The 1,554-nt window shown below is 55.4% G+C and carries 1 rRNA gene; it reads left to right on the top strand.

The window, feature by feature from the left end:
- Nucleotides 1-16 precede the first annotated feature (16 nt).
- Nucleotides 17-1,534, top strand: a 16S ribosomal RNA gene (locus MHK09_RS11585).
- Nucleotides 1,535-1,554: the final 20 nt, after the last annotated feature.

The following is a 1,554-nucleotide window of genomic DNA, read 5'->3' as shown; positions in this document are numbered from 1 at the left end:
TTTGTTCTGAAATTTTTTTGTGGAGAGTTTGATCCTGGCTCAGGACGAACGCTGGCGGCGTGCTTAACACATGCAAGTCGAACGGAAAGGCCCTGCTTGCAGGGTACTCGAGTGGCGAACGGGTGAGTAACACGTGGGTGATCTGCCCTGCACTTCGGGATAAGCCTGGGAAACTGGGTCTAATACCGGATAGGAGCCATTTTTAGTGTGATGGTTGGAAAGTTTTTTCGGTGTAGGATGAGCTCGCGGCCTATCAGCTTGTTGGTGGGGTAATGGCCTACCAAGGCGGCGACGGGTAGCCGGCCTGAGAGGGTGGACGGCCACATTGGGACTGAGATACGGCCCAGACTCCTACGGGAGGCAGCAGTGGGGAATATTGCACAATGGGCGCAAGCCTGATGCAGCGACGCCGCGTGGGGGATGACGGCCTTCGGGTTGTAAACTCCTTTCGCTAGGGACGAAGCTTTTTGTGACGGTACCTAGATAAGAAGCACCGGCTAACTACGTGCCAGCAGCCGCGGTAATACGTAGGGTGCGAGCGTTGTCCGGAATTACTGGGCGTAAAGGGCTCGTAGGTGGTTTGTCGCGTCGTCTGTGAAATTCCGGGGCTTAACTCCGGGCGTGCAGGCGATACGGGCATAACTTGAGTACTGTAGGGGTAACTGGAATTCCTGGTGTAGCGGTGAAATGCGCAGATATCAGGAGGAACACCGATGGCGAAGGCAGGTTACTGGGCAGTTACTGACGCTGAGGAGCGAAAGCATGGGTAGCGAACAGGATTAGATACCCTGGTAGTCCATGCCGTAAACGGTGGGCGCTAGGTGTGAGGGTCTTTTCACGACTTTCGTGCCGTAGCTAACGCATTAAGCGCCCCGCCTGGGGAGTACGGCCGCAAGGCTAAAACTCAAAGGAATTGACGGGGGCCCGCACAAGCGGCGGAGCATGTGGATTAATTCGATGCAACGCGAAGAACCTTACCTGGGCTTGACATACACCGGATCGGGCTAGAGATAGTCTTTCCCTTTGTGGCTGGTGTACAGGTGGTGCATGGTTGTCGTCAGCTCGTGTCGTGAGATGTTGGGTTAAGTCCCGCAACGAGCGCAACCCTTGTCTTATGTTGCCAGCATTTGGTTGGGGACTCATGAGAGACTGCCGGGGTCAACTCGGAGGAAGGTGGGGATGACGTCAAATCATCATGCCCCTTATGTCCAGGGCTTCACACATGCTACAATGGTCGGTACAACGCGCAGCGACACTGTGAGGTGGAGCGAATCGCTGAAAGCCGGCCTTAGTTCGGATTGGGGTCTGCAACTCGACCCCATGAAGTCGGAGTCGCTAGTAATCGCAGATCAGCAATGCTGCGGTGAATACGTTCCCGGGCCTTGTACACACCGCCCGTCACGTCATGAAAGTTGGTAACACCCGAAGCCGGTGGCCCAAACTTGTTAGGGAGCCGTCGAAGGTGGGATCGGCGATTGGGACGAAGTCGTAACAAGGTACCCGTACCGGAAGGTGCGGGTGGATCACCTCCTTTCTAAGGAGCTTTTATTTTTC

Source organism: Corynebacterium tuberculostearicum (assembly GCF_022347235.1).
In the GTDB taxonomy this organism is placed as follows: domain Bacteria; phylum Actinomycetota; class Actinomycetes; order Mycobacteriales; family Mycobacteriaceae; genus Corynebacterium; species Corynebacterium tuberculostearicum_F.
The sequence above is the reverse complement of the archived record's forward strand: the minus strand, read 5'-3'. Positions and strand labels throughout refer to the sequence as shown.